Annotated in this window: 25 protein-coding genes; 13 read left to right on the top strand and 12 right to left on the bottom strand. The window is 72.1% G+C overall.

Annotated elements, in window-relative coordinates:
* Nucleotides 1-236: 236 nt before the first annotated feature.
* Both OG861_RS11560 and OG861_RS11565 read right to left on the bottom strand, forming a co-directional pair.
* On the bottom strand, nucleotides 237-989 hold the full coding sequence (locus OG861_RS11560) for a GntR family transcriptional regulator (RefSeq protein ID WP_329197952.1): 753 nt from the start codon (nucleotides 987-989) through the stop codon (nucleotides 237-239).
* A gap of 141 nt (nucleotides 990-1130) precedes the next feature.
* Nucleotides 1131-2309, bottom strand: a complete 1179-nt coding sequence (locus OG861_RS11565) for a DUF4190 domain-containing protein (RefSeq protein WP_329197950.1) — start codon at nucleotides 2307-2309, stop codon at nucleotides 1131-1133.
* 116 nt (nucleotides 2310-2425) lie between these two features.
* On the opposite strand from OG861_RS11565, the gene OG861_RS11570 reads away from it, so the two are divergent.
* The 3 genes from OG861_RS11570 (at nucleotide 2426) to OG861_RS11580 (ending at nucleotide 5473) form a co-directional block, all read left to right on the top strand.
* On the top strand, nucleotides 2426-3532 hold the full coding sequence (locus OG861_RS11570) for a pyridoxal-phosphate dependent enzyme (protein ID WP_329197949.1): 1107 nt from the start codon (nucleotides 2426-2428) through the stop codon (nucleotides 3530-3532).
* 207 nt (nucleotides 3533-3739) lie between these two features.
* A complete protein-coding gene (locus tag OG861_RS11575) occupies nucleotides 3740-4549 on the top strand; it encodes an isocitrate lyase/PEP mutase family protein (protein WP_329197948.1) in 810 nt (269 codons plus the stop codon).
* Between the two features lie 30 nt (nucleotides 4550-4579).
* Nucleotides 4580-5473: an EamA family transporter gene (locus OG861_RS11580; protein WP_329197946.1), complete on the top strand. Its 894-nt coding sequence runs from the start codon at nucleotides 4580-4582 to the stop codon at nucleotides 5471-5473.
* An 8-nt stretch (nucleotides 5474-5481) separates the two neighbouring features.
* Here the strand turns inward: OG861_RS11580 and OG861_RS11585 are convergent, their stop codons facing one another.
* From OG861_RS11585 to OG861_RS11600, 4 genes are all read right to left on the bottom strand, one after another.
* Nucleotides 5482-6264, bottom strand: a complete 783-nt coding sequence (locus OG861_RS11585; protein ID WP_329197945.1) for a trypsin-like serine peptidase — start codon at nucleotides 6262-6264, stop codon at nucleotides 5482-5484.
* A gap of 8 nt (nucleotides 6265-6272) precedes the next feature.
* Nucleotides 6273-7409 (bottom strand): alpha/beta hydrolase, encoded by a 1137-nt coding sequence (locus OG861_RS11590; protein WP_329197943.1) that lies wholly within the window; start codon nucleotides 7407-7409, stop codon nucleotides 6273-6275.
* Nucleotides 7410-7666: 257 nt separating this feature from the next.
* On the bottom strand, nucleotides 7667-8821 hold the full coding sequence (locus tag OG861_RS11595) for an alpha/beta hydrolase-fold protein (RefSeq protein ID WP_443056594.1): 1155 nt from the start codon (nucleotides 8819-8821) through the stop codon (nucleotides 7667-7669).
* Between the two features lie 163 nt (nucleotides 8822-8984).
* Nucleotides 8985-9422, bottom strand: a complete 438-nt coding sequence (locus OG861_RS11600; protein WP_329197941.1) for a MarR family winged helix-turn-helix transcriptional regulator — start codon at nucleotides 9420-9422, stop codon at nucleotides 8985-8987.
* A 95-nt stretch (nucleotides 9423-9517) separates the two neighbouring features.
* On the opposite strand from OG861_RS11600, the gene OG861_RS11605 reads away from it, so the two are divergent.
* The 3 genes from OG861_RS11605 (at nucleotide 9518) to OG861_RS11615 (ending at nucleotide 11150) form a co-directional block, all read left to right on the top strand.
* On the top strand, nucleotides 9518-10543 hold the full coding sequence (locus OG861_RS11605; RefSeq protein WP_329197939.1) for an SMP-30/gluconolactonase/LRE family protein: 1026 nt from the start codon (nucleotides 9518-9520) through the stop codon (nucleotides 10541-10543).
* An 81-nt stretch (nucleotides 10544-10624) separates the two neighbouring features.
* Nucleotides 10625-10894, top strand: coding sequence for a type II toxin-antitoxin system Phd/YefM family antitoxin (locus tag OG861_RS11610; protein ID WP_329197937.1), 270 nt, complete (start codon nucleotides 10625-10627; stop codon nucleotides 10892-10894).
* Nucleotides 10887-11150, top strand: a complete 264-nt coding sequence (locus tag OG861_RS11615) for a type II toxin-antitoxin system RelE family toxin (protein ID WP_329197935.1) — start codon at nucleotides 10887-10889, stop codon at nucleotides 11148-11150. Before OG861_RS11610 ends, OG861_RS11615 begins: the two co-directional genes overlap by 8 nt.
* A 134-nt stretch (nucleotides 11151-11284) precedes the next feature.
* On the opposite strand, the gene ychF is transcribed toward OG861_RS11615, so the two are convergent.
* Complete coding sequence (gene ychF, locus OG861_RS11620; RefSeq protein WP_329197933.1) at nucleotides 11285-12373, bottom strand: redox-regulated ATPase YchF; 1089 nt, start codon at nucleotides 12371-12373, stop codon at nucleotides 11285-11287.
* 135 nt (nucleotides 12374-12508) lie between these two features.
* Between ychF and OG861_RS11625 the strand changes: the two genes are divergently transcribed.
* Entirely contained in the window at nucleotides 12509-13009 is a 501-nt protein-coding gene (locus OG861_RS11625; RefSeq protein WP_443056593.1) for a DUF6542 domain-containing protein, read from the top strand.
* Between the two features lie 21 nt (nucleotides 13010-13030).
* Here OG861_RS11625 and ppgK read toward each other — a convergent pair whose 3' ends face one another.
* Together ppgK and OG861_RS11635 are read right to left on the bottom strand one after the other, a co-directional pair.
* A complete protein-coding gene (ppgK, locus tag OG861_RS11630; RefSeq protein WP_329197932.1) occupies nucleotides 13031-13774 on the bottom strand; it encodes a polyphosphate--glucose phosphotransferase in 744 nt (247 codons plus the stop codon).
* A 33-nt stretch (nucleotides 13775-13807) separates the two neighbouring features.
* Complete coding sequence (locus OG861_RS11635; RefSeq protein WP_329197930.1) at nucleotides 13808-14848, bottom strand: 4-hydroxy-3-methylbut-2-enyl diphosphate reductase; 1041 nt, start codon at nucleotides 14846-14848, stop codon at nucleotides 13808-13810.
* 86 nt (nucleotides 14849-14934) lie between these two features.
* On the opposite strand from OG861_RS11635, the gene OG861_RS11640 reads away from it, so the two are divergent.
* The 4 genes from OG861_RS11640 (at nucleotide 14935) to OG861_RS11655 (ending at nucleotide 18696) form a co-directional block, all read left to right on the top strand.
* The gene (locus tag OG861_RS11640; RefSeq protein ID WP_329197928.1) at nucleotides 14935-16434 is read left to right on the top strand and encodes an APC family permease; all 1500 of its coding nucleotides are present in this window, start codon (nucleotides 14935-14937) and stop codon (nucleotides 16432-16434) included.
* A gap of 9 nt (nucleotides 16435-16443) precedes the next feature.
* Nucleotides 16444-17688, top strand: coding sequence for an exodeoxyribonuclease VII large subunit (xseA, locus tag OG861_RS11645; RefSeq protein WP_329197927.1), 1245 nt, complete (start codon nucleotides 16444-16446; stop codon nucleotides 17686-17688).
* 80 nt (nucleotides 17689-17768) lie between these two features.
* Nucleotides 17769-18008: an exodeoxyribonuclease VII small subunit gene (locus OG861_RS11650; protein ID WP_329197925.1), complete on the top strand. Its 240-nt coding sequence runs from the start codon at nucleotides 17769-17771 to the stop codon at nucleotides 18006-18008.
* Nucleotides 18009-18105: 97 nt separating this feature from the next.
* Nucleotides 18106-18696 (top strand): malonic semialdehyde reductase, encoded by a 591-nt coding sequence (locus OG861_RS11655; protein ID WP_329197923.1) that lies wholly within the window; start codon nucleotides 18106-18108, stop codon nucleotides 18694-18696.
* Between the two features lie 146 nt (nucleotides 18697-18842).
* Here OG861_RS11655 and OG861_RS11660 read toward each other — a convergent pair whose 3' ends face one another.
* Nucleotides 18843-19361 (bottom strand): DUF4245 domain-containing protein, encoded by a 519-nt coding sequence (locus OG861_RS11660; protein ID WP_329202419.1) that lies wholly within the window; start codon nucleotides 19359-19361, stop codon nucleotides 18843-18845.
* A 225-nt stretch (nucleotides 19362-19586) separates the two neighbouring features.
* Between OG861_RS11660 and glpX the strand changes: the two genes are divergently transcribed.
* Entirely contained in the window at nucleotides 19587-20618 is a 1032-nt protein-coding gene (gene glpX / locus OG861_RS11665) for a class II fructose-bisphosphatase (RefSeq protein WP_329197921.1), read from the top strand.
* Nucleotides 20619-20750: 132 nt separating this feature from the next.
* On the opposite strand, the gene OG861_RS11670 is transcribed toward glpX, so the two are convergent.
* Together OG861_RS11670 and OG861_RS11675 are read right to left on the bottom strand one after the other, a co-directional pair.
* Nucleotides 20751-21149 carry a WhiB family transcriptional regulator gene (locus tag OG861_RS11670; RefSeq protein WP_443056592.1) on the bottom strand — a complete coding sequence of 133 codons (399 nt, stop codon included), beginning with the start codon at nucleotides 21147-21149 and terminating at the stop codon, nucleotides 20751-20753.
* 243 nt (nucleotides 21150-21392) lie between these two features.
* Nucleotides 21393-22079 carry a DUF1707 SHOCT-like domain-containing protein gene (locus tag OG861_RS11675; RefSeq protein ID WP_329197919.1) on the bottom strand — a complete coding sequence of 229 codons (687 nt, stop codon included), beginning with the start codon at nucleotides 22077-22079 and terminating at the stop codon, nucleotides 21393-21395.
* Nucleotides 22080-22249: 170 nt separating this feature from the next.
* Between OG861_RS11675 and OG861_RS11680 the strand changes: the two genes are divergently transcribed.
* Nucleotides 22250-23917 (top strand): fumarate hydratase, encoded by a 1668-nt coding sequence (locus OG861_RS11680; protein WP_329197917.1) that lies wholly within the window; start codon nucleotides 22250-22252, stop codon nucleotides 23915-23917.
* Nucleotides 23918-23933: the final 16 nt, after the last annotated feature.

Genomic DNA, 23933 nt, shown 5'->3' on the forward strand with positions numbered 1-23933 from the left:
CGCGTTTCACCCTCCGCCGATGTGCCTGCCCGGGAAACCGCATTGCGCATATGCCGGAGCCTACGCCCGACCTTTACTGAGCGGATACGGTTTTTCACGAAGAGGCACCTGGCAGGCGTACGCATCCGGCCACGCGTGCGAACACACCGTGCGTACACCGGCGCACATCCAGTGCCGCGGGGTCACACGGCGCACCACCCGGCGGGCGTCGCGCGCAGCGCGAGCCGGTCCGCCGGCTACCGCACGGGCAGGTGGTAGGCCAGCCGGTAACGGTCCGCCGGAACGACCACGTCGGCGGTCTCGACGGCCAGCCCGGAGGCGTAGTAGGTGCGGCTCACCACCAGGACCACGTGCCCCGGGACGCCGCCCAGCAGGGAGATCTCCTCCGCGAGGCCCGGGCGCGCCCCGACCTCCTCCACCACGTTGTCCACGACGACGTCGATCGCGGCCATCCGCTCCACCACCCCGGACCCGGCCAGCGGCCCCTCCTCGGGCAGCATCACCGGGGTCCGGCCGGTCACGGCCAGGGGCTCCCAGGAGGTGGAGAGCATCATCGCCTCCCCCGCGTCGCGGAAGACGTACCGCGTCCGCATCACCCTGTCCCCCGGCGCGACGCCCAGCCGCTTGGCGATCTCCGGCGGGGCGTCGGCCTGATCGCTGTTCGACTCCCACGTGCCGCGGGCCGCCGCGTCCGCCTGCTCCTGGCGGAACGGCGTGGACGGGCCGCCGGTGCGGTAGCCGGAGCGGGCGACCCGGCGCGGCACGGGCTGTTCGCGCACGTACGTACCGGAGCCGGAGCGGCCCTCCACGAGCCCCTCCGCCATGAGCACCTTGCGTGCCTCCAGCGCCACGGTGTCGGACACCCCGTACTCCTCGCGGATGCGGGCCTGCGAGGGGAGCCGGGCGTGCGGGGGCAGGGACCCATCGACGATCTTCCGTCGCAGATCACCGGCGACGCGCAGATAGGCCGGCTGCTCACCGAAAGTCACTGGCCACTCCCATCAGGTTGACAGACAGCTACAGCCTGGCAACCGATGGTTGTGCGCCGCAACCAAGGGCCAGAGTTTCACCCGAAGTGATGAAGGCAGGTCACTCAAACCCATTACCGTGCGTGACTCACCGACGCGCCGTCACACGCGCTCGGCCGACGGACCCTTCGCGGGACCGCCGCCACCCTGGCCACCCGGACCGCCCGGGCCCGACCGCAGCCACTGCGGAACCTCCGTCGAGAGTCCGTACGCCCCGCGCAACGCCTTCTCCGAGTCGATCGTGACCGCCTCCACCGCCCGGTCCCACGCCTCCTCGAACTGGTCCGGGGTCGTCGCCGCCGCCGCCCGCCGCCACTCCTTGCGCGCCGCCTCGACCTCCCTGAGCCGCGCGGCCGCCGCGGCCGCCCCCTCGGGGCGCGCAGACGGGACGGCGCCCAGCATCCGCGACTCCTCCCCCAGCGCCGCCTCGACCTCCCGCGCCCAGATCCGGTACTGCGCGAACGCGCCGTCGACGTCCTCCTCGGGCTCGCGCCCCACCGCCTGGTCGGCCGCGTTCATCGCCCGCAGGAACGTCACCTGGTCCGGCCTCAGGGCCCCCTCGTCCTTGCGCAGGCTGCCCCGGTGCTCCCGGGACGAGGTGCCTATGACGCACACCAGCCGCCGGTCGCCGAGCCGCCACGCCTCGCGCGAGGGGGCGAAGTAGTACATCTCGGCGTAAGCGGGCACCGCCCAGCTGTCCATGGCGTACGCGTCCTGCGCCTTCCAGCACGCGGCCGTGGCCTGCTCCTTGAGCCGCTCCGCACCGGGGAAGGAGCCGTCCTTCATGGGGCCCGAGGACGTCACCTCCGCGTGGTGCACGCCCGCGCAGGGCGTCCGGTAGGCGACCGCGCGCCCGGCGAGCAGGTCGCCGCCGGGGACGTTGAAGCAGTCGCCGGGCCGCAGGGCGTCCATGTCAGTCAGCCGGCCCTCGACGTGCGCGCGGGCACTCTGCGCGCCCAGGCGCCGGAAGAAGGGGTCGGCGTACCGGCCCGTGGCGTAGACCAGGACCGCGCTCATCAGCAGGGACACCACCAGGCCCACCACGGCCAGCGCCTTGCCGCGGTCGCCCTTGCGCGCGATCTGTACCAGCGCGACGACGGCGAAGACCACGCCCAGCGGCGGCAGGCAGAGCAGCCCGACCGGCAGCGAGGCGGCGGCGAAGCCGTTGAGGGCGGGCGGCAGCGGGGCCGCCGCGGGCGAGCCCCACACCGAGGGAGGGGACGGCGGGGGCCAGTGGTGGCCCGGACCGGTGGGCGGGAACGGTGGGGGCGGAGTGGTCACGGGGGGCGGTGCTCCATACACAAGGGCGCGCGGGGTGCGAACGAATGCGCGCATCGTACGAGGCAGGGGCGGCTCGTTCGCCGGTGGGGCCGGGCGCGGACACGTAACATCCGCACATGACCCACGAACTGCCGGGCTACGTATGCCCCTTGGACGGAACGCGGGCGGACGTGGCGACCGCGCGGTGGTGCTGCCCGGCGTGCGGCGGCCCCTGGGACCTCGACTTCACGCCGGACCCGGCCGCGCCGCTGGAACCGGCGGCCGGTCCCTGGTCGTTGTGGCGGTACGCGCCCGTGCTGCCGCTTTCCGGGGAGGTCCCCGTCTCGCTCGGCGAGGGGCACACCCCGCTGGTGCCGCTGACGGACCGGATCCGGGCCAAGCTCGACTTCCTGATGCCGACGCTGTCCTTCAAGGACCGGGGCACGGTGATGCTGGTGGAACTGGCCCGCAGGCTCGGGCCCGAGCGGGTGGTCGCGGACAGCAGCGGCAACGCGGGGACGGCGTTCGCGGCGTACTGCGCGCGGGCCGGGCTGCCCTGTGAGGTCTTCGTGCCGGAAGGCACCGCGGAGAAGAAGACCGAGCGGATGCGGGCCCACGGCGCGGCCGTCCGGGTCGTGCCGGGCGGGCGCGAGGCGGCGGCGCGGGCGGCGCGGGAGGCCGCCGACGAGCCGGGGGTCTTCTACGCGAGCCACGTCTTCAACCCGTACTTCCTGCACGGGACGAAGACGTACGTGTACGAGGTCTGGGAGGAGCTCGGGGGCCGGCTCCCCGAGGTGCTGGTGGTGCCTGTGGGCAACGGCACGCTGCTGCTGGGCGCGGCGCTGGCGGCGGAGGAACTGGCGCGGCGCGGGGTACGGCCGCCGGCGCTGATCGGCGTCCAGGCGGAGGCGGTGGCCCCGCTGGCGGCGGCGTTCGCTGCGGGCGCGCAGGACGCGGAGCCGGTGGCGCAGCGGCCGACCCTGGCGGAGGGCATCGCGATCCCGGCCCCGCCGCGGGCGCGGCAGATCCTGGCAGCGGTCCGCCGGTCGGGCGGCGCCATCGTGACGGTCCCGGACGACCGCCTCCGCGCGGCGCGCGCCGACCTCGCCCGGCGCGGTCTCTCGGTCGAGCCCACAGCTGCCGCCTGCTGGGCGGCGGTCGCCCCCTCCTCACCCGCCGACCTCCTCCGCTCCCGCACGGCGGTCCTCCCCCTGTGCGGAGCAGCCACCTCCGGGCCGGCCTAGGCCCCACCTCCGCTTGAGGCGCGAGCGACCCAGGCCCGCCCGACACCGCACCTCGCCGCGGTGTCGGGGGCGCCGGGGTCCGAAAACCCGGGGTCCGAACCCGGTCCGGCCCGGGCCGCCCCGCGCAGCGGTGGCGCACCCCGGCAGCCGCACGACCGCGTCGGAAAATGGCCAGCCCCACCACCCCCCTTCTGGTGGACTGACCCCATGACAGCCACCCGCGCCACCGCCGCCGCGTTCGCCGCTCTGCACACCCCCGCCCGCCCCCTGGCCCTCGCCAACGCCTGGGACGTCGCCAGCGCCCGCCTCGTCGAGGCCGCCGGGGCCGCCGCCGTGGCCACCACCAGCGCCGGCGTCGCCTGGTCCCTCGGCGCGCCCGACGGCGACGCCCTCGCCCGCGACCGCGCGCTCGACCTCATCGCCCGCGTGGCCGCCGCCGTCTCCGTGCCCGTCACCGCCGACATCGAGGGCGGCTTCGCCGCCGACCCCGCCGGCGTCGGCGAGACCGTCACCGGGGTCCTGGCCGCCGGCGCGGTGGGGATCAACATCGAGGACGGCAACCGCGCCCCCGCCGACCACGCCGCCCGCATCGCCGCCGCCCGCGCCGCCGCGGAGGCCGCCGGGATCCCCCTCTTCATCAACGCCCGCGTGGACACGTACCTCTTCGGCCTCGGCGAACCGCACACCCGCCTCGACGAGACCCTCGCCCGCGCCGCCGCCTACCTCCGCGCCGGCGCCTCCGGCATCTTCGTCCCGGGCGTCACCGACCCCTCCACCATCGCGGAACTCGCCAAGGGCATCGACGCCCCGCTCAACGTCCTCGTCGGCCCCGGCGCCCCGGCCGTCGCCGAACTCGGCGCCCTCGGCGCGGCCCGCGTCAGCCTCGGGTCCGGGGTGGCCGAGGCCGCGTACGCCGTCGTCCGCCGCGCCACCGAGGAGCTGCTCACCGCCGGAACCTACGAGACGCTCGGCGGCTCCCTCCCATACGGCGAGCTGAACGCCCTGCTCAAGGGCTGACCCCCGGGCGCACCACCGTAGGCTCCTGACGTGCGCACATCGAAGATCTCCGGCTCGGTCTGGATCGCCCTCACCCTCGTGTACGTCCTGTGGGGCTCGACCTACCTCGCCATCCGCATCGTCGTGCAGACGATGCCCCCGTTCCTCTCGGCCGGGGCCCGGTTCATCACGGCCGGGCTCCTGCTGGCCGCGATCGTCGCCTGGCGCTTCGGACCGTCCGCGCTCCGCGTCACCCGCGCGCAGCTCGGTTCGGCGGCGCTGGTGGGCCTGCTGCTGGTCCTCGGCGGCAACGGCCTGGTGGTGCTCGGCGAGACCTCGGTCCCGTCCGGCCTCGCCGCCCTCCTGATCGCCGCCGTGCCGGTGTGGCTCGTGGTGCTGCGGGCGGCCACCGGGGACCGGCCGCCGGTGCGCACCGTGGCCGGGGTGCTGCTGGGACTGGCCGGTCTGGCGGTGCTGACCAGTCCCGCGTTCGGCGGCGAGGTACGTCTGTCGGGGGTGCTGCTGGTGCTGACCGCCTCGGTGCTGTGGGCGCTCGGCTCGTTCTCCTCCTCCAAGCTGTCGCTGCCCGCCAATCCGTTCGCGGGCAGTGCGTACCAGATGCTCGCGGGCGGGATCGGCGGCGTCCTCACCGGTGTCGCCCGGGGCGAGCTGCACGCCCTGCGCCCGTCGGAGTTCTCCACCGCCTCGTGGCTGGCGCTCGGCTACCTCGTGGTCTTCGGCTCGCTCGTCGCCTTCACCTCGTACGTGTGGCTGCTGAGCTCGGCGCCGCTGTCGCTGGTGGCCACGTACGCCTACGTCAATCCGGTCGTCGCCGTCGCGCTGGGCTCGCTGATCCTGGACGAGCCGCTGACCTGGCCGATCGTGACAGGCGGGGCGATCGTGGTGGCGGGAGTGGGTCTGATCGTGAGCACCGAACGCGGCTGAGGGGCCGGTCAGCCGCGCGCCGCCCGGTCGTACAGGGCCTTCGCCCGTTCGTCGAAGAGCGCGGCCGTGGAGTCCACGTCCGTGTCGCCGCCGCTGAGCACCCCGATCAGCCGTCCCGGCCGCCCGGGGCCGCCCCGGTCGGCGATCCAGGGGCTGCCGCTGGTACCCGTCCAGAATCCCGAGCAGCTGATGTACAGCATGGCGGGGTCGTCCTCGTCGTGGCGGGTCTGCGTCGTGCAGGAGACCGGCTTGTTCTGCGGGTTGCGGTCGGCCTCCGGGTAACCGACGACGGTGACCTCCCTCTCGTACCCGGAGGTCCAGTCGGGCTTCGGCACCTCGTCGCGTCCGACCCGGTCCTGCAGGCTGCGGCCGTCCTCGTCGGGCTCGACGGTGAGGAAGGCGAAGTCGGCGGTCTCGTCGCCCCACTTCGTCCAGCGGTCGTCGACGTGGATGGACCGCACCTTCCACAGCCCGAGGGGCCGGGTGCCCGCGCCCGCGCCGGAGAAGGCGGGCGCGAAGGCGAGCTCACCGATGGCGAGGCCGTCGTGCGCGACCTCACCCGGCTGTCCGTCCTCGCCGGCGGGGGCCACGCAGTGCGCGGCGGTGGCGACGACGTTGCCCTTGGGGCTGTCGACCACGCTGGCCGTGCACCAGTGCTCCCCGTTGGCCATCAGGACCCCGACGGTGGGGAAGGGGTGCACCGCCCGGTCGCCCGTCGCCTCGACGAACGCGACGCCGAACACCGCCGCGATCCCGGCGGCGGCCAGCGCGGCGACGACGCGTCCCCTCACCGCCGGGCTCACGGCACGTCGGGGTCTGGGGTCGGGGCGAGCATCACCTTGCTGATCCACTCCAACGAACCCTCCCGCATGCCGCGCACGTACGACTTGCCATTGTGCTCGCCATCCTGGATCACCTGGAGCCGGGTGTGCACGGGGCCCTTCCCGTACTGCCGCATGAACTTCTCGGCGAGGTCGCGGCCGCTCTCCTTGGTGCCGATCTGGAAGTTGACGTAGACGTCCGGGCCGCCCTCCCCGATCAGCTGCTCGGCGAGCTTCTCGGGGTTGTTCTCGTCCATGGCCCTCCGGTTCCCCTTCCACAGCGGGGAGTCGGGGACGAAGTCCACGCCGCTCGCGATGACGGCCTTGAAGCGGTCGGGGTATTTGAGGACGTGCTTGAAGGCGCCGAAGCCGCCCGAGGAGGAGCCCATGAAGGCCCAGCCGTCGCGGGAGGTGAAGGTGCGGAAATTGGCCTTGGTGAAGTCCGGGACGTCATCGGCCATCCAGGTGCCCATCTTGGGCTGGCCGGGGATGTCGGAGCCGTCGTAGTGGTGCTTGGTGTCGGCGTTGATCACCGGCATGACCAGGATGAACGGCAGGCTGGTGCCGGCCTTCACCCCGTCGGCGACGGCCTGCTGGAGGCCGAGGCCCGGGCCGGTACCCCAGTAGTTGGTGGGGTAGCCGCGGCCGCCGGGCAGCGAGATCAGGACCGGGAAGGCGCTCTTGGCGTACCTCGGCTCGTCGTACTCCTTCGGGACCCACACCCACACGTCGCCGGTGAAGCCGGACTTCGCCCCGGTCAGGGTGGTCTTGGCGATCTGGGTGCCGTCGGGCAGCCGGGCGGCGCGCACGAACGCGGCCTTCGGGCCGGTGGGCATGCGGACCCCCTTGGGCATGTCCACGGTGGCCGCGGCGGTCTCCTGCGTCTTGCCGAACGCGACCGGTTCGCCCACGCCCGAGAAGAAGCCGGTCTTGTACGCCGCCACGCCGCCCCCGGCGACGAGGGCGAGGGCGAGGCCGCCGCCGAGGAGGATCAGCCGACGGCGCCGGCCGGTCGTTCCGCTCGTTGTGGCCGCTCCCGGAGCCGCACCCGTGGTCGCACCCGGAGCCGCACCCGTGGTCGTCGGGCCGGCGTCGCCTTGCTGGTCTTGCTGCACGGATATTTTCCCGTTCCTTCTCCGGCGCTCGTCGCGAGCGCGGGTCGGACCGATAGGTCCCCCTCACACCCCTGACAGAGGTGTGAACGACGCTATGGGTTGCCCGGGACGGGTGCGACGTGGTGAGAGCCACGCGGGGGACGGACGCCCCCGCGCGGGCCGGGGTGCCGGCGCAGGGCCGCCAGACCGCCCCGGGAACCGGCGCGGCAGCCGTTTGCGCAGGTGGGGGGCAGTGGAGCGGACGTACGACCAGCCGACTAGCCCGCTGCGGGCTGGGGGCCCTTCAACACCTTGCTGATCCACTCCAGGGAGCTCTCCTTCATCCCCCTGACGTAATGCCAGCCGTTGTGTTCGCCGTTCTGGATGTCGTGGATGGTCGTCTTCACCGGGCCCGTGCCGAACTCGCGCTGGAAGCGCAGCATCCGGTCCTTGCCGGTCTCCTTCGTTCCGACCTGGAAGTTGATGTAGACGTCCGGCCCGTTGCTGTCGATCAGCTTCTGGGCGAGCTTCTCCGGGTTGTTCTCGTCCATCTCCCTCTGGTGGCCCTTCCAGAGCGGGGAGTCGGGAACTATCTCCCCGCCACTGGCTATCACGGCCTTGAACCGGTCCGGGTGCTGGAGCACCTGCTTCATGCCGACGAAGCCGCCCGAGGAGGAGCCCATGAAGGCCCAGCCGTCGCGGGACTTGTACGTACGGAAGTTGGCGCGGGTGAAGTCCGGGACGTCCTCGGCGAGCCAGGTGCCCATCTTCGGCTGGCCGGGGATGTCCGAGCCGTCGTAGTAGTACTTGTTGTCCGGGTTGAGCACCGGCATGATCAGGATGAACGGCAGGCTGGTACCGGCGGCCACCCCTTCCTCGACCGCCTTCTGGAGGCCGAGGCTGCGGTCGGACCAGTAGTTGGCCGGGAAGCCGTTGCCGCCGGGCAGCGAGATCAGGACCGGGAAGGCGCTCTTGGCGTACTTCGGGTCGCCGTACTCCTTGGGCGTCCAGACCCAGACGTCGCCCTCGAACCCGGACTTGGCGCCCGCGAGGCGCGTCTTGGCGATGACCGTCCCGTCGTCCAGCTTGGCGGTCTGCTTGAACTCGGACCGCGGGCCGGTCTCCATGAGGACGTCCGGGTCGCCGGTGGGCGCCGCCGGGGCGGACGGGGCCGACGGTGCCTGCGGCTGCGGGCTCTGCCGCGCCTTGCCGTCGCCGTGCGCGGCCCCGGCCGGCGGGGCGGTCCTGCCGGAGGTGACGGCCCGACCGTTGCCCGAGAACCACTCGGCCTTCCAGGCGGCGAAGCCGCCGCCCCCGAGGAGCAGCACGGCCGCGAGACCGGAACTGATCCATACGGCGCGACGGGACCGCTCGGGCGCGGGGCCGTCGGCGGCCGAGTCCCGGGACCGCGGGCTTCGTGGGTACAGGGGCACGGTCTTCGCTCCGAACGCTGAACGGGGTGGGGCTTGCCCGGGGTGCCCTGGGGCTCCGTGGGCTTGCCCGGGCATGCCCGGGCTTCCCTAGTGCTGATGTACGAATCCTGCCGGGAGTTCCCGACCCGGCCAAAAGCCGGGGACCAGCACCCCGCCGACCGCCTCACTTCAAGGCGTCGAGGACCTGTGCGCACCGCCCCAGCAGCTCGATGAGCCGCTCCCGCTCCTCAGCGCTGAACTCGGCCGCCAACGCCCGCTCCACCCGCACCGCGCCGGCGTCCGCCAGCTCCATCGCGGCCCGGCCCTGCTCGGTGAGCCGGGTCTCCAGCACGTTGCCGTGCCACTCGTGCGGCCTGCGCTCGATGAACCCGCGTTCCTGGAGGTTCTTGAGCACGGTGTTCATCGTCGGCGGCGTCACCCCGCACAGGCGCGAGAGCGCGGCGGCGGAGATGCCCGGCTTCTCGGCGAGCCAGAGCAGGGCGGCGTACTGGGGAACCGTTACCGCGGCCGGCTTGCACGCCGTGTTCTTCGCCGCGAGGAGCGCTTGCTCGGCGCGCTTGAGGTGCGAGCCGATGCGCTCCTGGGCGGGCATGGACGTCATCCCCACATCCTAGGCTCCTTGCACTCATTAGAGCTCTAACTTACATTCGACCTCACATCATCAAACGAGCTCACACTGAACGAGGACGTGTCCAGATGCGCTTCTCCGCCCTAACCACCTCTCGTACCACTTCTCGAATCACCTCCCGGGCCACCTCCCGGGCCATCCCCCTCGCCGCCGCCCTCGCCGCGGTCCTCACCCTGGGCGCCGCCCCTGCCGACGCGACCACCGCGCCCCGGCTCTCCACCGCCTTCGTCCTGCCCGGCGCCAAGGTCTACCCCGAGGGCATCACCTCCGACCCCCGCACCGGCACGGTCTACGTCGGCTCGTACGCGGACGGCACCGTCTACCGCGCCCGCCCCGGCCAGGACACGGCCGAGGTCTTCCTCCCGGCCGGGACCGACGGCCGCCACACCGCGAACGGCCTCTCCGTGGACGCCCACGGCCGGCTGTGGGTCACCGACTCCACCAACGGCGTCGCGGTGTACGACACCCGCACCGGGTCCCGCCTCGCCCGGTTCGGCATCCCGGGCGGCGCGCCGTCCTTCGTCAACGACCTCGCGCTGACCCCGGACGGCACGGCCTACCTCACCGACAGCCTCCGCGCGGCGGTCTACCGCGTCACCCCGGCGCAGCTGGCCGCCGGCTCCGGCGTGCTGGAGGTGGCGTACGACCTGAGCGGCGGGATCACCCCGCCACCGGGGGGCGGTGTCTTCCTGAACGGCATCGTCGCCGACCCGGCGGGCCGCTTCCTGCTGACCGTCGACATGACCGCCGGCGACCTCCACCGCATCGACCTCCGCACGGGCGCCCTGTCCCGCGTCACCCTCCGCGGCGGCGACCTCAAGCACGGGGACGGCCTCCAGCTCTCCCCCGGCGGCGTCCTGCGCGTGGCCCACAACACCACCAACACCCTGACCCGCTGGCAGCTCACCCCGAGCGGCACCGCCGCCCGCCTCACCCGCACCCTGACGGACCCGGCCCTGCAGATCCCCACCACCCTCACCCACACCCCGGGCCGCACCCTGGTGGTCCGCTCCCAGTTCGACAAGGACGGCCCCATGACCCCCTCCACCGGCACCCCCACCACCTTCACGGTGGCCTCCGTCCGCGGCCTCTGACCCGAAGCCCCCACCGCACCAAAGGCGGCGGAGGACCGAGAGCCGTTGTGTACACATGAGACACTCGGTACGCTTGTGCGCATGACGCAGCCGCTGCCCATAGAGTCCATCCGCGACGTACGCGCACACCTGGCAGAGGTGGTGGAGCGCGCAGACCGCGACGACGTGCCCACGGTCATCACGCGCCGGGGCAAGGAGGTCGCCGCCGTCGTCTCCATCGAGGTGCTGCGCAAGTACCAGGAGTGGGAAGAGCGCGAGATCAACCGGATCATCGACGAGCGCATGGCCAACCCGGCCCCCGGCATCCCGATCGAGCACATCATGAGGGAGAGTCTGGCGCGCGGTGAGTGAGTACCGAACCGTCTTCCGCCCCGAGGCGCAGGCCGAGCTTCGGAAGATCCCTCGCGACATGGCGCTCCGCATCCTGGCCAAGCTGACCGAGCTGGAGACCGACCCTCTCGGCTTCGACACCACCGCACTCGTGTCCCAGCCAGAGCGACGCCGTCTGCGCGTCGGCGACTACCGCGTCGTCTACACGCTCGACGACGGAGAGCTGGTGGCGTGGGCCGTTCATGGGGGACACCGATCCACCGCCTACGGGACCTGATTGCCGCTGATCTCCCGTCAGAACATCCGGCACCCACCCCACACGGTGACGACGAAGGGGTCGGACTCGACAGAGTCCGACCCCTTCTGACCTGCCTGTTTGCCACGTCAGCGACGTGGCGTCACTTCATCCGCTCAGACGTTGAAGCGGAACTCCACCACGTCGCCGTCCTGCATGATGTAGTCCTTGCCCTCCATGCGGGCCTTGCCCTTGGCGCGGGCTTCGGTGACCGAGCCGCATTCCACCAGGTCGGCGAAGGAGATGACCTCCGCCTTGATGAAGCCGCGCTGGAAGTCGGTGTGGATGACGCCGGCCGCCTCGGGGGCGGTGGCGCCCTTCTTGATGGTCCAGGCGCGGGTTTCCTTCGGGCCGGCCGTCAGGTAGGTCTGGAGGCCCAGGGTGTCGAAGCCGACGCGGCCGAGGGTGGCGAGGCCGGGCTCGTCCTGGCCGACCGACTGGAGGAGCTCCAGGGCCTCCTCGTCGTCCAGCTCCGAGAGGTCCTGCTCCAGCTTCGCGTTCAGGAAGATGGCCTCGGCCGGGGCGACCAGGGCGGACTGCTCCGCCTTGAAGGCGTCGTCCGTCAGCTCGTCCTCGTCGACGTTGAAGACGTACAGGAACGGCTTGGTGGTCAGCAGGTGCAGCTCGTGGAGGAGGTCGCCCTTCTCCGTGCCCTTGGTGATGCCCTTCGAGAAGAGGGTGTCGCCGGCTTCGAGGATCTTCTGCGCCTCGGTGACCGCAGCGAGGACGGCGACCTTCTCCTTCTGGAGGCGGGACTCCTTCGTCAGGCGCGGCACCGCCTTCTCGATCGACTGGAGGTCGGCGAGGATCAGCTCGGTGTTGATCGTCTCGATGTCGTCCTTGGGCGAGACCTTGCCGTCGACGTGGACGACGTTCTCGTCCTTGAAGGCACGGATGACTTGGCAGATCGCGTCCGACTCGCGGATGTTCGCGAGGAACTTGTTGCCGAGGCCCTCACCCTCCGACGCGCCGCGCACGATGCCCGCGATGTCGACGAAGTCGACCGTCGCCGGGAGGACCTTCTGCGAGCCGAAGATGCCCGCGAGGACGGCCAGACGCGCATCCGGGACACCGACGACGCCGACGTTCGGCTCGATGGTGGCGAACGGGTAGTTGGCCGCCAGCACGTCGTTCTTGGTCAGGGCGTTGAACAGGGTCGACTTGCCGACATTCGGCAGGCCGACGATTCCGATCGTGAGCGACACGTTGGCGACTTCCCGTAGCTGGAGGGGGCGGCGGCCCGGGGATGGGCCACCTGACAGTTTACTTTCCGCTGAGTGGCACTCGATGTACGCGTGTCCAGGGCGCCCCGGAGGGCCCCTCCCGCCTAGTTTGGTGGCGTGGAGCCATACAGGGTGGAGCAGTACAGCAGCGGCCGGCGGTACGGGACGAAGCGCCCCGTGCGCCGGCCCCGGACGTCCCCGCCGCCGGGGCCGACGCCCGTACGACGGCTGCCCCGGCCCCGGCTGACCGGGCTCGGCGGGGGGCTCTTCGCCTGTGCCGCGATGGTGTTGGTCGGCGGGATCGACTGGCTGCTGTTCGGCTCCTCGCTGTTCGCCTACGGGCTGCTCTTCCTGCCCGTCGCCGCCTCGACCGCGCTCTGGGTCCGCCCGGCGGACCTGATCACCGCGCCGGTGTCCGTGCCGATCGCGTTCGCCGTCGGGGTCTGGCCCGTCTCGGGGGGCTCGGGCGGCTTCGGCGGGGAGCTGATGGGCATCGTGTCGGCCCTGTCCCTGCACGCCGGCTGGCTGTACGCGGGCACCGTGGTCGCCGCGCTGATCGCGCTGGTGCGCAAGGCCGCGCTGATCGGGAAGCGGAGGCTGCCCAGGCGCACGGCCTAGGCAACCGCCCCCGGTACCGGCCTACCCCGCCGGGCGGGCCGCCATCGCCGCGCCGACGATGCCCGCGTTGTTCTGCAGCTGCGCCGGGACGATCTCCGCCCGGATGCCCTCGATCAGCGGGAGGAACTTCTCGGGCTTGCGGCTGACGCCGCCGCCGATGATGAACAGCTGCGGCGAGAACAGCATCTCCACGTGGGCCAGGTACTTCTGTACCCGCCGCGCCCAGCGCTCCCAGGTCATGTCGGCGTCCTCCTTGGCCTTGACCGAGGCCCGCTTCTCCGCGTCGTGCCCGTGCAGCTCCAGGTGCCCCAGCTCGGTGTTCGCCACCAGCCGGCCGTCCGTGAAGAGGGCGCTGCCGATGCCCGTGCCCAGCGTCAGCAGGATGACGGTGCCGTCGCGGCCGCGGCCGGCCCCGTACGTCATCTCCGCGACCCCGGCCGCGTCCGCGTCGTTCAGCACCGTGACCGGGCGCCCGCCCAGCCGGCTCGCGAGCAGGCCCTCCGTGTCCATGCCGACCCAGGCGGGGTCCATGTTGGCCGCGGTGCGCGTGACGCCGTCCGTGACGACGCCGGGGAAGGTGACGCCGACCGGGCCGTCCCACTCGAAGTGGCGGACGACCTCGACCACGACGTCGGCCACCCCCTCGGGGGTGGCCGGGTGCGGTGTCGCAAGTTTGAGGCGCTCGTGCACCGGCTCGCCGCGGTCCAGGTCCACGGGAGCGCCCTTGATGCCGGTTCCGCCGATGTCCACGCCGAAGATCTCCATGGGACCACCGTAGAGAACGGCGCGGCCCGTGGCCTACTCGTCGGCGGTGCCCGTGTTCCCCGCGGCCCCGCCGCGTCCGGCGATCAGCTCGGCGGCCTCGGCGCGAAGATCACGTCGCAGCTCCTTCGGCAGCGAGAAGACGATCGACTCCTCGGCCGTCTTGACGATCTCCACGTCCCCGTAGCCGCGCTGGGCCAGCCACTCCAGCACCTCCTCGACCAGCACCTCCGGCACCGAGGCGCCCGAGGTCAGACCGACCGTGGTGACGCCCTCCAGCCATGCCTCGTCGATCTCGCTCGCGAAGTCCACGAGGTACGCGGCGCCCGCGCCCGCGTCCAGGGCGACCTCGACGAGGCGGATGGAGTTCGAGGAGTTCTTGGAGCCGACGACGATGACCAGGTCGGAGTCGGCGCCCATCTGCTTGACGGCGGCCTGCCGGTTGGAGGTGGCGTAGCAGATGTCGTCGCTCGGCGGCGAGACCAGCAGCGGGAACTTGGTCTTGAGCGCGTCGACCGTCTCCATCGTCTCGTCCACCGAGAGGGTGGTCTGCGACAGCCAGACGACCTTCGACTCGTCCCGGACGGTGACCTTCTCCACGTCGTGCGGACCGTCCACGATCGTGATGTGGTCGGGGGCCTCGCCGGAGGTGCCGATGACCTCCTCGTGGCCCTCGTGGCCGATGAGGAGGATGTCGAAGTCCTCGTTGGCGTAGCGGATGGCTTCCTTGTGCACCTTGGTGACCAGCGGGCAGGTCGCGTCGATCGTCGCGAGCTTGCCGCGCGCCGCCTCCTCGTGGACCACGGGGGCCACGCCGTGCGCGGAGAACATGACGATGGAGCCCTCGGGGACCTCCTCCGTCCGCTCGACGAAGATGGCGCCCTTCTTCTCCAGCGTCTGCACCACGTACTTGTTGTGCACGATCTCGTGGCGTACGTAGACCGGCGCGCCGTACTGCTCAAGGGCTTTCTCGACGGCGATCACGGCTCGGTCGACACCCGCGCAGTAGCCGCGCGGGGCGGCGAGCAGGACGCGGCGGGAAGCGGGAGCAGGGGCGGGAGCAGTCATGTGCTCCATCGTACGGGGGTCTCCGGCAGGCCGGTCGTCGCCCGTTCGGCACAGACTGGGTCGCACGTACGTACCGGCTATCCCCCGGAGGAACGATGGCGTCCGCGACGGACACCCCCACCGCGCCCGCCGCCCTGCGGCGGACCCTCGGCTTCCGGGACCTGGTCGTCTACGGGCTGCTCTTCATCGCGCCGATGGCGCCGGTCGGAATCTTCGGGACGCTCGACGCGAAGTCGCACGGCGCGGTCGCCCTGGTCTACGTCGCCGCGACCGTGGCGATGGCCTTCACCGCCTCCTCCTACGCCCAGATGGTGCGGGTGGCGCCGCGTGCCGGGTCGGTGTTCACGTACGCCCGCCGGGGGCTGGGCGAGGGGCCGGGGCTGATCGCCGGATGGATGGCGATGCTGGACTACCTGCTGATCCCGGCGGTCGCCTACCTCTTCTCCGGCATCGCGATGAACGCCCTGGTCCCGGAGGTGTCCCGGTGGATGTGGACGGCGCTGGCGGTGGTGGTGACCACCCTGCTGAACCTGTGGGGCGTACGGGCGGCCGCGCGCGTCGGCTTCGCCGTGCTGGCGATGGAGATCCTGGTGCTGCTGGTGTTCGTGGTGGCGGCGGTGACCGTGCTGGCCGAGGGCGGTGAGCGGCGCGGCTGGCTGTCCCCGCTGACGGGTGACGGCTCCTTGGGGTTCTCGGTGGCGGCCGTGCTGGGCGCGGTGTCGGTCGCGGTCCTGTCGTACCTGGGCTTCGACGCCATCGCGTCCTTCGCGGAGGAGGTGACCGGGGGCTCCGAACGGGTCGCGCGGGCGGTGCTGTTCTGTCTGGCGCTCGCCGGGGTGCTGTTCCTGGTGCAGAGCTACCTGGCGGCGCTGCTGATGCCCGTGTCCTCGGCGGAGCTGGCGGCCGACCCGTCGCTCCAGGGGGCCGCGTTCTACACCGCGGTGGAGTCGGCGGCCGGGACCTGGCTGCACGACCTGGTCGCGGCGAGCAAGGCGATCGGGGCGGCGTTCGCGGCGCTGGCGGGGCAGGCGGCGGCGGGCCGGCTGGTCTTCGCGATGGCCCGGGAGCGGCGGCTGCCGCGGGTGCTGGCGGGGACCTCGGACGGGACGCCCCGGGCGGCCCTGCTGGTGGCGGCGACGGTGACGCTGGTGGCGGCGGTGTGGGCGGCCCGGCGCGACGACGGCCTGGACCAGCTGGTGTCGGTGGTGGACATCGGGGCGCTGGTGGCGTTCACCCTGCTGCACGCCTCGGTAGTGGGATGGTTCGTCGTACGGCGCGGGTCCGGGGCCCCGAACTGGTGGCTGCACCTGGTGGTCCCGGTGCTGGGGGCGGCGGTGACCGTCGCGGTGATCGTGGAGGCGGCCTGGACGGCGCAGCTGGTGGGGGCCGTGTGGCTGGTGGTGGGGCTGGGGGTGCTGCTGGCCCAGCGGGGCCGGCGCGCGCGGGAGCGGGCGGCCGGCCCCGGCGCCCGCACGGGTACCGGCCTCGATAACACGGGTACCGGCCCGGGCGACACGGGTACCGGCCCCGGCTACACGGGTACCAGCCCCGGCGCGGGTACCGGTCCGGGCCCGGGTGTCGGTCCTGGCGGCTAGCCTGCCTGCATGGGTCTGAATACGTCGGCCGAGGCGCCGCTGCCGGTCGGTCAGGTGTCCCGGCTCATCGGGAGCTGGATCGACCGGCTCGGTCAGGTGTGGGTGGAGGGGCAGATCACGCAGCTGTCCCGGCGGCCGGGGGCGGGGGTGGTCTTCCTGACGCTGCGCGACCCGTCGCAGGACATCTCGCTCAGCGTCACCTGCTTCCGGCAGGTCTACGACGATGTCGCGGACGCCGTTTCGGAGGGCGCGCGCGTCGTCGTACGGGCCAAGCCGGAGTGGTACGCGCCGCGCGGGCAGCTGTCGCTGCGGGCGACGGAGATACGGCCGGTCGGCATCGGTGAGCTGCTGGCGCGCCTGGAGAAACTCAAGCGCTCGCTGGCCGCCGAAGGCCTGTTCGCGCTGGACCGCAAGCGGCCGCTGCCGTTCCTGCCGCAGCTGATCGGGCTGGTCGTGGGCCGGGCGTCGGCGGCCGAGCGGGACGTGCTGGAGAACGCGCGGCGCCGGTGGCCGGCGGTCCGCTTCGAGGTGCGCAACGTCGCCGTGCAGGGGGTGAACGCGGTGCCGCAGGTGATCTCGGCGGTCAGGGAACTCGACGCCCTGGACGAGGTCGACGTGATCATCGTGGCGCGCGGCGGCGGCAGCGTGGAGGACCTGCTGCCGTTCTCCGACGAAGAGGTCGTACGGACGGTCGCGGCCGCCCGTACCCCCGTCGTCTCGGCGATCGGGCACGAGCCGGACTCCCCCCTGCTCGACCTGGTCGCGGACCTGCGGGCCTCCACGCCCACGGACGCGGCGAAGAAGGTGGTCCCGGACGTCGGCGAGGAGCTGGAGCGGGTGCGCCAGCTCCAGGACCGGGGACTGCGCGCGCTGCGCGGGCTGCTCGACCGGGAGGAGCGCGGGCTCGCCCATGCGCTCGGCCGGCCGGTGTTCGTCCACCCGCAGCGGATGGTGGAGACCCGGGAGGCGGAGGTGGAGGCCCTGCTGGCGCGCAGCCGGCGGACACTGGGGCACCTGCTGGACCGGGCGGAGTCGGAGCTCACCCACACCCGGGCCCGGGTCGTGGCGCTGTCCCCGGCGGCGACCCTGGAGCGCGGGTACGCGGTGCTCCAGCGGGCCGACGGGCACGTGGTGCGCTCGCCGGAGGACGTCGCGGCGGGGGACGCACTGCGCGCGAGGGTGGCGGCCGGGGAGTTCTCCGTACGCGTGGCGGGCGCGCAGGCGGGACGAGAGCCGGCCGTGGACGCCGATTGACGGGTGCCGGCCCACCGCAGGATCCGCTGCACCGGAAATCAAGCAGGACCCGAGTCGATGCACAGAAAGTGGTACTGGGAATGACTGAGGCCGATACGGCGCTGGGCTACGAGCAGGCCCGGGACGAGCTCATCGAGGTCGTCCGCAAGCTGGAGGCCGGCGGCACCTCGCTGGAGGACTCGCTCGCGCTCTGGGAGCGGGGCGAGGAGCTGGCGAAGGTGTGCCGGCACTGGCTCGAAGGCGCGCGGGCGCGGCTCGATTCGGCGCTCGCCGGGCGCGACCGGGCCGAGGACGGCGTCGAGGGCGGCAGCGCCGAGTGATCCCGGTCACCCCGAGCCAATTTAGTTGAAAATTCATCTATCTCTGCGTAGAGTCGGAGACATCGCGCTCCACCTCCGCATGGAAGAAGGCTTTCCGATGTCTCTCGTTCTCGACGCCGCCGCTCAGGACCTGCTGTTCCGCGAGGCCCGTACCGCCAACACCTTCTCGGACGAGCCGGTGACCGAGGAGCAGGTCCAGGCGATCTACGACCTGGTGAAGTACGGCCCCACCGCGTTCAACCAGACGCCGCTGCGCATCACCCTGGTCCGCTCCCCCGAGGCCCGCGAGCGCCTCGTGAAGCACATGGCCGAGGGCAACCAGGCCAAGACCGCCTCCGCCCCGCTGGTCGCGATCCTCTCCGCCGACAACGAGTTCCACGAGGAGCTGCCGCAGCTGCTCCCGCACTTCCCGCAGGCCAAGGACGCCTTCTTCTCCGAGCGCCCGGTCCGCGAGCAGGCCGCCCTGCTGAACGCCGCGCTGCAGGCCGGCTACTTCATCATCGGCGTCCGCGCCGCAGGTCTGGCCGCCGGCCCGATGACGGGTCTGGACTTCGCCGGTGTCCAGAAGGAGTTCCTGGACGCCGACCACACCCCGCTGATGGTCGTCAACATCGGCAAGCCGGGCGAGGACGCCTGGTTCCCGCGCTCGCCGCGCCTGGAGTTCGACCAGGTCATCACGACCGTCTGAGCCCGGCCCCGCAGCAACGCCAGAGGCCGCCCACCCCGGATCCCGGAGTGGGCGGCCTCTCGCACGTCCGTCGGGGCGGCCGCCCCACACGTCGGCCGGCCCGGCTGCAACTACCCGCCGGCGCGGCTGCTGCTGCCGGGGGGCGGCTACTGCCCCTGCTTGTACTCCAGCGCCGCCGCCATCGCGCCGAGCTTCTCGAAGGAGACCGTCCCCGTCACCACCGTGACGTGACCCTGCTCCTGGCGCACCAGCGCGTCGTACTTGTCGCCGTCCCAGCGCTCCCAGCTCTGGTCCCCGACCTGCTGCGACTGCCCGGTCGGCTTCGCCTGCTGGGTCACCTTGGCGACGTTCTTCGCGGAGGCGTCACTGGACTGCTCCACCGCCACGTACTGCTTGTCCGGGTCGAGGAAGCCCAGGTGCCAGGCGTTGGCGTTCTTGCGCTCGAAGGACACGGAGGTCGCCCGCCACTCGGCCGGCAGCCCCACGGGCGCCGCGACCGGGTACGGAGCCGCGCGCCGGGCCGTCGCCGTCTCCACCCGGTAGTCGACCACGTGCGTCGGGTCGGCGTTCTCGTCATGCGGGACGAACATGTAGACCCCCGCCACGACGACACCGATCACCGCCAGCGACCGGACCATGTCCAAGACCGTCTGCTTGCCCTTCATACCTGCCACGGCTCCATAGTCCCGCATGGGCGGGAGCGATCACCGCCGGGGTAGGGCGCGGCGACCTGGCGAAGCTGCTCGGCAAGGCGCAAGATGTCCGCTCAGGCCAACACCCTGACCGATATTCCGCTCATACGTGACCCGCTCTGCTCAATATGTCGACGTACCGATAGAGTTCCAGCACCCTCACATCCCGGCCGTCGTCGTACAGAAAGGTGCGCTCCGATGACCGAGCACAACCTGCCGCCCCAGCTCGAAGTCTCCCCGGAGGCCCCCGACCGCAACCTCGCCCTGGAACTCGTCCGGGTCACCGAAGCCGCCGCCATGGCCGCCGGCCGCTGGGTGGGCCGTGGCGACAAGCTCGGCGCGGACGGCGCGGCGGTCAACGCCATGCGCACCCTGATCTCCACCGTCTCGATGAACGGCGTCGTCGTCATCGGCGAGGGCGAGAAGGACGAAGCCCCGATGCTCTTCAACGGCGAGCAGGTCGGCGACGGCACGGGCGCCGAGGTCGACATCGCCGTGGACCCGATCGACGGCACCACCCTGAACGCCAAGGGCATGCCGAACGCCATCGCCGTCCTGGCCGCCGCCGACCGCGGCACCATGTTCGACCCGTCGGCGGTCTTCTACATGGAGAAGCTGGTCACCGGCCCCGAGGCCGCCGACTTCGTCGACATCAACGCGCCCGTTTCGGTCAACATCCGCCGGGTCGCCAAAGCCAAGAACATGGCCGTCGAGGACGTCACCGTGGTCATCCTCGACCGCCCCCGCCACGAGGGCATCGTCAAGGAGATCCGCGAGACCGGCGCCCGCATCAAGTTCATCTCGGACGGCGACGTCGCGGGCTCGGTCATGGCCGTGCGCGAGGGCACCGGCGTCGACCTCCTCCTCGGCATCGGCGGCACCCCCGAGGGCATCATCTCGGCCTGCGCCATCAAGTGCCTGGGCGGAACCATCCAGGGCAAGCTGTGGCCGAAGGACGACGCCGAGCGCCAGAAGGCCATCGACGCCGGACACGACCTGGACCGCGTCCTGCACACCAACGACCTGGTGTCCGGCGACAACGTCTTCTTCGTCGCCACCGGCATCACGGACGGCGAGCTGCTGCGCGGCGTCCACTACCGCTCCGAGACCGCGACCACGTCCTCGCTGGTCATGCGGTCGAAGTCGGGCACGATCCGGCAGATCGACTCCACCCACCGGCTGTCGAAGCTGCGCGCCTACAGCGCGATCGACTTCCACCACGCCCGGTAGGAGCGTGCGGCCGGCAGCCGACGCGCGTGGGGCGGTCCTCCTGGTGGAGGACCGCCCCACGCGCGTGCTGTCCGCTCACGTTCCTTCGTACGCCCACGTCCGGAAGGGGCACACCGCCTCGGCGGCCCCGGCTCACCCCGCGGCCGCGACCGGGCCCGCCCCGCCGCTCTGGCGCAGTTCCGCCGACCGGCGCCGCCGCCGGGCCAGTACGACGCGCCGCTCGGCCGCGGTCAGTCCGCCCCACACCCCGTAGGGCTCGGGCTGCAGGAGTGCGTGTTCCCGGCAGGCGACCATCACCGGACACCGCGCGCAGACCCGCTTGGCGGCCTCCTCACGGGCGAGCCGCGCCGCGGTGGGCTCCTTGGAGGGGGCGAAGAACAGCCCCGCCTCGTCCCTGCGGCACACCGCCTCCGCATGCCATGGACCGTCCTCTTCCCTCGCCGGCACCCGCGGCCTCGGCACGGCGGACGGACGCGCCTGGAGCGTCTTGACGGCGGCTACCTGCAGGGACTGATGCGGCGGATGCGGCACGGTCTACTCCTGACGACGTATACGCGAGCGAGAGACGATGCGTCAGTCCCTACCCGCTGTGCGTGCCCCTAAGCACTGCGTGCCGCGCGTCGGCCGCTCCACCGAACTTCGACCGAAACGCGTCCCTCCGCCCCCACGGGTGCCGGTCCGCACGCGTGCCCGTCCGTACGCGTTCCCGTCCGTAGGCGTGCCGGTCCGCACGCCTCCCGGACCACAGGCGTGCCGGTCCTCGGGCCGCAGCGTTCAGGCGCCCAGCCGCCCGCGCAGCTTGCGCGCGAGGTCCGTGACCCGCGAGCCGCGCTTGGGCCGGGCCTCGATGTTGCCCAGCAGTGCGAAGCCGCGCACGATCACCACCGGCGCCTGCGGGTCGGCCCCCGCGGCGCTCTCGTCGGTCACCTCGAAGTTGCCGAGCACGCCGCCGCCGTAGCCGCGCAGCGTCACGTTCTCCGGGACGACGATGTCGACGTTGCCGAGGACGCAGCTCACGTTGATCTCGGTGACCTGCTGCTCGAACACCGCCTCGGTCAGGTCGAGGGAGACGTCGCCGAGGACCGAGATCGCCCGGATGTGCGCGCCCGGGCGCCAGCGGCCCTTGCGCGCGGCGGAACTGCAGACGGCCAGCACCGTCTCCGCCGCGGCGCCCTGCGGGCCGGCGGCGGGAGAGGGCGGCGGCGCGCTCGCCGCGGGCAGCCGGGCAGCGCCGTGTGCCGCCGGGAGGTCGCGTACGAGCACGTCCAGCTCCCCGACGGTCTTCACGGCGTAGAGGGAGTCCAGGCGGCCGGAGTGCTCCTCGGCGGTCAGCCGGCCTTCGGCCAGGGCGTCGGCGAGGATCTGTGCGATCCGGTCCCGGTCGGCGTCGGAGGCGCGCAGCCCGACGACCGGGGGGACGGCGGGCGCGGCAGGGGCGGCGGGGTGCTTTTCCAGGTCCACACCGCCAGCATAACGAAACACGATAGATCGCGATACTCCCCGAGTCGCGAGCGTCGGCGCGGCCCAGTGAGCCTTACCTCACAAGCACAGCCGTCCGGGGAGGTCCTACGCTGGTGGACTGCGCTGCCAATTGGTCGTCAGTGCTGTCTGCCGAGTGAGGAATGGCCACGATGCCGGAGTTCGCGTACACCGACCTGCTGCCCTTGGGCGAGGACACCACCCCCTACCGGCTGGTGACCTCCGAAGGCGTCTCCACCTTCGAGGCCGACGGCCGTACGTTCCTCAAGGTCGAGCCCGAGGCGCTGCGCAAGCTCGCCGAAGAGGCCATCCACGACATCCAGCACTTCCTGCGCCCCGCGCACCTCGCGCAGCTGCGCCGCATCATCGACGACCCCGAGGCCTCCTCGAACGACAAGTTCGTCGCCCTCGACCTGCTCAAGAACGCGAACATCGCGGCCGCCGGCGTGCTCCCCATGTGCCAGGACACCGGCACCGCGATCGTGATGGGCAAGCGCGGCCAGAACGTCCTGACCGAGGGCGGCGACGAGGCGGCCCTCTCGCGCGGCATCTACGACGCGTACACGCGCCTGAACCTGCGCTACTCGCAGATGGCCCCGCTCACCATGTGGGAGGAGAAGAACACCGGCTCGAACCTGCCCGCGCAGATCGAGCTGTACGCGACCGACGGCGGCGCGTACAAGTTCCTCTTCATGGCGAAGGGCGGCGGCAGCGCCAACAAGTCCTTCCTGTACCAGGAGACCAAGGCGGTCCTCAACGAGGGCTCCATGATGAAGTTCCTGGAAGAGAAGATCCGCTCGCTGGGTACGGCGGCCTGCCCGCCCTACCACCTGGCGATCGTGGTCGGCGGCACGTCGGCGGAGCACGCGCTCAAGACGGCCAAGTACGCCTCGGCCCACTACCTGGACGAGCTGCCCACCGAAGGCTCCCCCCTCGGCCACGGCTTCCGCGACCTCGACCTCGAACAGCAGGTCTTCGAGCTGACGCAGAAGATCGGCATCGGCGCGCAGTTCGGCGGCAAGTACTTCTGCCACGACGTGCGCGTGGTCCGGCTGCCGCGCCACGGCGCGTCCCTGCCGGTCGCCATCGCCGTCTCCTGCTCGGCCGACCGCCAGGCGGTCGCGAAGATCACCGCCGAGGGCGTCTTCCTGGAGCAGCTGGAGCGCGACCCGGCCCGCTTCCTGCCCGACACCACGGACGAGCACCTCGCCGAATCGGCGGACGTCGTCTCCATCGACCTGAACCAGCCGATGGACGAGATCCTGGCGACCCTGACCAAGCACCCGGTCAAGACCCGCCTGAGCCTGACCGGCCCGCTGGTCGTGGCGCGCGACATCGCGCACGCCAAGATCAAGGAACGGCTGGACGCGGGCGAGGGCATGCCGCAGTACCTCAAGGACCACCCGGTCTACTACGCCGGCCCCGCCAAGACCCCCGAGGGCTACGCCTCCGGCTCCTTCGGCCCGACCACGGCCGGACGCATGGACTCCTACGTCGAGCAGTTCCAGGCGGCGGGCGGTTCGAAGGTCATGCTGGCCAAGGGCAACCGCTCGCAGCAGGTGACGGACGCCTGCGGTACGCACGGCGGCTTCTACCTCGGCTCGATCGGCGGCCCGGCGGCGCGCCTGGCGCAGGACTGCATCAAGAAGGTCGAGGTCCTGGAGTACGAGGAGCTCGGCATGGAGGCGGTCTGGAAGATCGAGGTCGAGGACTTCCCGGCCTTCATCGTCGTCGACGACAAGGGCAACGACTTCTTCCAGAACCCCGCCCCGGAGCCCACCTTCACCCACATCCCGGTCCGCGGCCCGGGCCTGGGCTGACCACCTCGCTGCGCCC

The organism is Streptomyces sp. NBC_00539 (assembly GCF_036346105.1).
In the GTDB taxonomy this organism is placed as follows: Bacteria; Actinomycetota; Actinomycetes; order Streptomycetales; family Streptomycetaceae; genus Streptomyces.